This is a genomic window from Microbacterium sp. Bi128 (assembly GCF_918698205.1).
Genome location: NZ_CAKKMM010000244.1, coordinates 1 through 5,933, shown reverse-complemented (window position 1 = coordinate 5,933; position 5,933 = coordinate 1). Strand labels below are relative to the sequence as shown.

The following is a 5,933-nucleotide window of genomic DNA, read 5'->3' as shown; positions in this document are numbered from 1 at the left end:
GGCTACTCCCGGCCGGGGACACCTCGGCCGGGCTTGCGTACTCGGGCCGAGCCGCCCGCGCGCCGGGCAGGCCCGACGTTCCGGGTCAGTCGACGTCGCGCCGGGAGAACACGGCCCGCAGCACGAAGAAGACCACGACGGCCACGATCGCGACGAGCAGCACCTTGAAGACGAAGCCGACGAGCGACAGCAGCACGTTGACCAGGAACCACGCGATGACCACGGCGGCGATGACACCGAGAACGGTCCAGAGGGTGTTCGTGCGCATGCTCTCAGCCTACGAGGACGCGCCTGCGAAAGCGCCCACCGTCGCCGCGTCCTGACGGATGATGCTCGGTCCGCGCGGGGTGGCCGAGACGCGTACCTGTGCCGGCAGCTGGTCCTTCATCGACGCGACGTGGCTGATGACGCCCACCGTGCGCCCGCCCTGCCGCAGCTCGTCGAGGGTGCGCATCGCGAGATCGAGGGTCTCGTCGTCGAGCGAGCCGAACCCCTCGTCGATGAACAGCGTGTCGAGGCGGATGCCGCCCGCCCGCGCCGTGACGACCTCGGCCAGTCCCAGGGCCAGCGCCAGGGAGGCGAGGAAGGTCTCGCCACCCGAGAGCGACTGCGGTGGACGGCACTGCCCCGTGAACGCGTCCATGACCTCGAGCCCGAGGCCGCTCGCGGCACCCCGCGCCGCCAAGGCGTCGGTGTGCTGGAGGCGGTAGCGACCGGCCGACATGTGGTCGAGCCGGAGGTTCGCGGCATCCACGATCTCTTCGAGCTCGGCGGCGAGGACGAAGGTCTCGAGCGTCATGCGGCGGGTGTTCGGGGCGCGACCGGCCAGCGTGTCGGCGAGGCGCGCGATGACCGCGTGCGCGTCGGAGAGCCGGGCCACGGCGGCGCTGCGGGCGTCGGCCCGCTCGGCGAGGTCGCGGACGTGCACGGCAGCGGCCGAGGCGGCGGCGTGCGCGGCGGCCGCGGCCTCGACGCCCGCGCGAGCCGCGGCGACCGCGGCCACGGCGGGAGCGAGATCGATCGGTTCGTCGGATGCCCCCACGAGGAGCAGCTCGAGTTCGAGCAGGCGCCGACGCGTGGCCGCGAGGGATGCCGCGTGCTCGCTCACCTCCTCCTCGAGGGCACGGCGCGTGCCGGGGTCGCGCAGCGCGGCGCGCGCCGCGGACTCGTCGGCGAAGACGCTCTCCGCGAGGAGGGCGTCGAGGGCCGCGCGGGAGTCGGCTGCGGCGCGCACGCGCGCGTCGTGGTCGCTGCGGGCTGCGCTCACCGCGCGCACGGCATCGCGGCGGGTCGCCACGTCGCGACGACGTTCACGCACGGTGGCGAACGCGCCGCGTGCCTCGGTGACCTCGACGCGCAGCGCCTCGACCCGCTGGAGGCTCAGTGCGAGCTCCTGGCGGGCGTCGGCGAGTTCGCGGGCGAGCCGGTCGCTCTCGGCGGCGTCGGCCGCGTCGCGCTCGAGTGCGGCGGCGCGCTCGACGATGAGCCGGTCGTGCTCGGCGGCGTCGGCCTCGGCGCGGGCGAGCGCGGCGTCGATGACGCTTCGCCGTTCGCGGAGCGCCGCGACGCTCTCTCCGCCGGCTCGAGCGGCGGCGAGAGCGTGAGCGTCGCGCGCGACACGTGATGCGTCGGAGGCCAGGCGATCCTGTTCGGCGGCGGCGTTCTTGCGCTCCTCGGCCGCCGACACCTCGGCGTCGGTGACGGGAGCGTCGGTCCCGTCGGCGGGTCGCGGGTGCTCCGCCGATCCGCAGACGGGGCACGGCTCGCCCTCGACCAGCGAGTGGGCCAGTTCGCCGGCCGCGCCCGCCAGTCGTCGGCGCAGGAGGGAGCTCCACGCCTCGACGGCGCGCTGCAGGTCATCGGCGCGCACGAGCGAGGCCAGGTCGGCTTTCTCGCGCTCCTCGTTCATGTGTTCGGCCTCGATGGCCGCTTCGATGCGGCGCGAGACCTCGGCCCGCTCCGCGAGCGCGGCATCCCTCCGGGCCGCCGATCCGGCGAGCGTCGACAGGCGCTCGTCGAGCGCATCCCGCTCCGCCGGCGCGGTGGAACGGCGGGCCGCAAGAGCCTGACCGCGGGTCTCGGCGCTTTCCATCGCCCGCTGCCGCACAGCGAGCTCGTCGTCGGCCGCACCGAGATCGCCCTCGAGGACGAGCGCCTCGTCGACGCGCGCGAGAAGCGCGGTGAGCTCGTCGTCGCGCGCGGAAAGGGCCGCGGGGGTCTCGAGCCCGGACTCGCCGAGCGCCTCGGCGGCGGCCACGGTCTCGGTCCATCGGGCTTCGGCCTGCGTGCGCGCACGTTCCGCTCGATCGACCGCGTCGAGGGGGGCCCGCAGCGTCTCGGCCGCCGCCGCGGCGAAGGACTCGGCACGGAGGACGCCGACGCGGTCGGCATCGGACTCGAGGACATCGAGCTCGTCACGCGCGCTCCGACGCTCGACCTGCCGATCGTGCACGACCGTCGCCGCGCGTTCGGCGGCGAGCGCCGTGTCGAGCGCCGCGGTGGCCGTCTCCCGTTCGTTCCCGAGGGCATCGACGCGGTATTCCATCCGTTCGACGCCGCGGACCACGCGCGCGACGCGCTCGGCGATACCGGCGACGGGGCCCGTCGGCGGGTCCTCGCCGTCGCCGCCGTCGGTCGATTCCGGCTCTCGGCTGCCGTCGGGTGTCGCCGCGGCGTCGAAGGCCGCGATCATGCGCTCGGCTTCGTCGATGAGCGTCGAGACCTCGGCGCCCTCTGCCGAGAGGCGTTCGGCGGCCCGCTTGCGGCGGTCGTCGAGGGCGACGGCGTACTGCTCGAACGAGCGCGTGCCGAAGAGCGTGCGCAACAGCGCCTGGCGTTCGTCGTTCTTGGCGAGGAGGAACCGGGCGAACCGGTTCTGCGCCAGCAGGATGACCTGGAGGAACTGCTGCTGAGTGAGCCCGAGGATCTCGTCGAGTCGCGCGGCGACGTCGACCGGCCGCGCGGCCACACCCGTCCACACTCCGGACTCGCGCACCTCGAGGGTTGCGCGATGCGGCTCCTTCGTGGTGCCGGTGCCGTTGCGCTTCGGACGCTCGTACTCGGGCGAGCGCGTCACCCGCCACCGCTGCCCGTCGGCGCTGAACTCGACCGTGACGCTCGTGGGATCGTCGAGGCCGCAATGGTCGCTGCGCAGCCGTCGTTCGGCTCCATCGTAGCGGGGCACCCCGCCGTACAGCCCGTAGCAGACACCGTCGAGCACGCTCGACTTGCCCGCGCCGGTACGACCGGAGATGAGGAAGATGCCGTCGTCGGCGAACGCGTCGAAGTCGACGACCTGACGTTCGAGGAACGGACCGAATCCCTCGAGTTCGAGACGATGCAGCTTCATGACCGGGCCTCGGTCACCGCACGGGAGTCGAGCACCTCGCGGATGAGCTCGCGTTCGGCCTCGGAGGCTCCCTCTCCCTCGCGCACGTGCGTGAGGAAAGCGTCGATGATCTCGGCCTCGTCACGGGCCGCGCGCACGCGGCGGGCGTAGCCGAGACCGTCATCGCGTCGGGGCTCGGCCGGGGTGTGCGCGACCGTCGCGCACCACGGGAACCGGGCCTGCAGGCGCCGCATCGGGTCGAGCTGCGGGGTGGCGTCGGTGTACTCCGCGCGCACCCAGTGATCGACGTGCGCCTCGAGGGCATCATCGCTCAGCAGGTCGTCGAAGGGTGCGCGGAGGACGACGAGCGGGCGCGGCACGGGCAAGGCCAGCCACTCCACGGCGGCCAGGCCCGTGGCATCCAGGTCCACGAGCCACGAGCCGCGCGGCTTGCTCGCCTCGCCGAAGCTGTAGTGCAGCGGCGCTCCCGCGTAGCGCACGCGGTCGGAGAGCTGCTGACGTCCGTGGATGTGGCCGAGGGCGACGTAGTCGGGGCCGTCGAACGCCGGCAGGGGGACGTTGTCGATCCCGCCCTGCCGGATCTCTCGCTCGACTCCGGGGGTCGCCTCGACCCCCGCGGCGAAGCAGTGCGCGATCGCCACCGACCGGCCGCCGCGCGCGGCGGCGTCGCGGCGGACGAGCTCCATCGCGTGACCGATCGTCTGCGCCTGGCTGCGCAGTTCGACGCCCTCCCACAGGTGCCGGACGATCGCCGGTTCGAGATACGGGATGCCGTAGAAGTGCACCGGGCCGTGCGCATCGTCGATCGTGATCGGCGTGCCGACGGACAGCGGGTCGGTGACCACGGTGATCTCGGACCGGAGCAGGGCGGACTGGAAACCCAGCCGAGCTGCCGAATCGTGGTTGCCGGACGTGACGACGACACGCGCCCCGGCGTCGGCGAGGGCCGCGAGCGTGCGCGTCAGCAGCGGGTAGCACGCGGCCGACGGCGCCGCCGAGTCGAACACGTCGCCCGCGACCATGACGACGTCGACGTCGTACGCGCGCACCTGCCCGACCAGGACATCAAGCACCTCGGCGAGCGCGTCGAGCGTCGAGTGGCCGTGGAACGACCGTCCGATGTGCCAGTCCGAGGTGTGCAGGATCCGCATGCTGACACGGTACGTCGGGGCTCCGACATCGGCGCTCAGCCGGTGCGCGGGTCGCCCGCGTCGAGCGTCAGCCGCCGGCGACCTCGGCCGCCAGCGCGCGGATCCGGTCGTCACCGAGATCGAGTCCGATGTCGGCGAAACGCTGTCGCAGGACGTCGGCGATGCGCTCCTCGGGGGCGTCGCCCACGTCGGCGCGCGTCTGGACGACGACACCGTCGATGCGCGCCGCATCGTCGGTGGGGTGCGTGTCCATCGCCGGCTCGGACTGCTCGTCCGGCCGCGAGACATTCCGATCCTCGTGCAGAGCACCACCGACCGAGTCGGCGGCGGCGGCACCGCCCTCGGGGCCGTCCGAGGGCTCGGGGCTGCGGGTGTGGTCGGTCATGTCATTCCTCCGTGCTCATGTCGGGGTCGATGCCCTGGCTGGCGGCATCGCCCTCGATGGGGTCCGAGGGCTCGGCGTCGTTCAGACGCGGGGACCCCTTCGCGTGGGCGTTCTGCTCGGCGGTCTCGCCATCGGCGACGTCGCCGCTCTCCCAGCCTCCCGGCGGAATCGCGTCGATGACGCCTTCGGGCAGGTCGCGATCGTGGGTCATGGCATCCCCTTTCACCGACTCCAGCTTCCCGCCGACCCGCCGCAGGACGGCGGGGGTTGACGGACTCCGGGGGCGTGGGTACCGGACGCGCTCAGGACCGGGCGTGCAGCAGCCCGGCCCGTTCGGGGTGGGCCTGGAACCACTCCCCCACGTACCAGCACACGGGCAAGATTTCGCGATCGCCCGCGCTCTCGATCGCATCCACGGCCCGCTCCACGACGACCGCGGCGTAGCCCTTCCCGCGGAAGGTCGGAATGGTGAAGGCGCGCGTGAGGGCGATCGTGCGTCCGTCGTCGCGGTAGTCCAGCACGGACACCAGGTCGTCGCCGTCGTGCAGCGTGTACCGCGAGGCGGCCCGGTCGTCGGCGAAACGGAGATCGGTCATGGAACATCACCGTACGCCGCTCCGTCGCCCACGGCGCCGGGAGAGCATTGTGCTCGATGAACGCTCAGCTCGTTCCGGCAAACACAGCAGGATGCCACATTCTCGGCCTGTCATGATTTGACGTGATCCGACACGGTAGGTCATAATCACCCCCATGACTGTCAACGCGCTTTCTCTGTCCGCCCGGGAGGCGAACGGGACTGCCGGCATGATGATGCCCGGCCGCGTTGTCATGTGTTGTCGAATGTGCCGCTAACAGCGACCCTCGCTCCGACGACCCCGCGCTTCTGAACGCCGGCGTCGTCGCCCGGTCGTCCGCCTTCCGCGTCGATCACGCGCTCGCGGGCACCGCGCTCCGGCCGCTCGGCCACACACCTCCCGTCGAACCCCGCATACTCGACGCCCGGGTTCACCACTGAAGGACACCTTCCTCATGTCGATCTCCGCCGTTC

General features: G+C 72.7%; 7 protein-coding genes. All 7 read right to left on the bottom strand.

Translation table 11 applies throughout. The features are described from left to right. Positions 1-85 precede the first annotated feature (85 nt). The 7 genes from LQV45_RS15995 to LQV45_RS15965 all read right to left on the bottom strand — a co-directional run bounded on the left by LQV45_RS15995 (position 86) and on the right by LQV45_RS15965 (position 5,897). Positions 86-268, bottom strand: a complete 183-nt coding sequence (locus LQV45_RS15995) for a hypothetical protein (RefSeq protein WP_138177224.1) — start codon at positions 266-268, stop codon at positions 86-88. 9 nt (positions 269-277) lie between these two features. Beyond that, entirely contained in the window at positions 278-3,349 is a 3,072-nt protein-coding gene (locus LQV45_RS15990; protein ID WP_230007888.1) for an AAA family ATPase, read from the bottom strand. After that, on the bottom strand, positions 3,346-4,500 hold the full coding sequence (locus LQV45_RS15985) for an exonuclease SbcCD subunit D (protein WP_230007887.1): 1,155 nt from the start codon (positions 4,498-4,500) through the stop codon (positions 3,346-3,348). The genes LQV45_RS15990 and LQV45_RS15985 overlap by 4 nt, the downstream gene beginning before the upstream one ends. A 67-nt stretch (positions 4,501-4,567) precedes the next feature. Continuing rightward, the gene (locus LQV45_RS15980) at positions 4,568-4,885 is read right to left on the bottom strand and encodes a hypothetical protein (RefSeq protein WP_230007886.1); all 318 of its coding nucleotides are present in this window, start codon (positions 4,883-4,885) and stop codon (positions 4,568-4,570) included. A gap of 1 nt (position 4,886) precedes the next feature. Beyond that, positions 4,887-5,096: a hypothetical protein gene (locus LQV45_RS15975; RefSeq protein ID WP_138177212.1), complete on the bottom strand. Its 210-nt coding sequence runs from the start codon at positions 5,094-5,096 to the stop codon at positions 4,887-4,889. A gap of 91 nt (positions 5,097-5,187) precedes the next feature. Further along, the gene (locus LQV45_RS15970; protein WP_138177209.1) at positions 5,188-5,481 is read right to left on the bottom strand and encodes a GNAT family N-acetyltransferase; all 294 of its coding nucleotides are present in this window, start codon (positions 5,479-5,481) and stop codon (positions 5,188-5,190) included. Between the two features lie 230 nt (positions 5,482-5,711). Then, positions 5,712-5,897 carry a hypothetical protein gene (locus tag LQV45_RS15965; protein ID WP_230007885.1) on the bottom strand — a complete coding sequence of 62 codons (186 nt, stop codon included), beginning with the start codon at positions 5,895-5,897 and terminating at the stop codon, positions 5,712-5,714. Positions 5,898-5,933 lie beyond the last annotated feature (36 nt).

Bases quoted from the DNA above. Each gene is read 5' to 3' on its own strand.
- LQV45_RS15985 (WP_230007887.1), bottom strand. From the start codon at position 4,500: ATGCGGATCCTGCACACCTCGGACTGGCACATCGGACGGTCGTTCCAC.
- LQV45_RS15980 (WP_230007886.1), bottom strand. From the start codon at position 4,885: ATGACCGACCACACCCGCAGCCCCGAGCCCTCGGACGGCCCCGAGGGC.
- LQV45_RS15975 (WP_138177212.1), bottom strand. From the start codon at position 5,096: ATGACCCACGATCGCGACCTGCCCGAAGGCGTCATCGACGCGATTCCG.
- LQV45_RS15970 (WP_138177209.1), bottom strand. From the start codon at position 5,481: ATGACCGATCTCCGTTTCGCCGACGACCGGGCCGCCTCGCGGTACACG.
- LQV45_RS15995 (WP_138177224.1), bottom strand. From the start codon at position 268: ATGCGCACGAACACCCTCTGGACCGTTCTCGGTGTCATCGCCGCCGTG.
- LQV45_RS15990 (WP_230007888.1), bottom strand. From the start codon at position 3,349: ATGAAGCTGCATCGTCTCGAACTCGAGGGATTCGGTCCGTTCCTCGAA.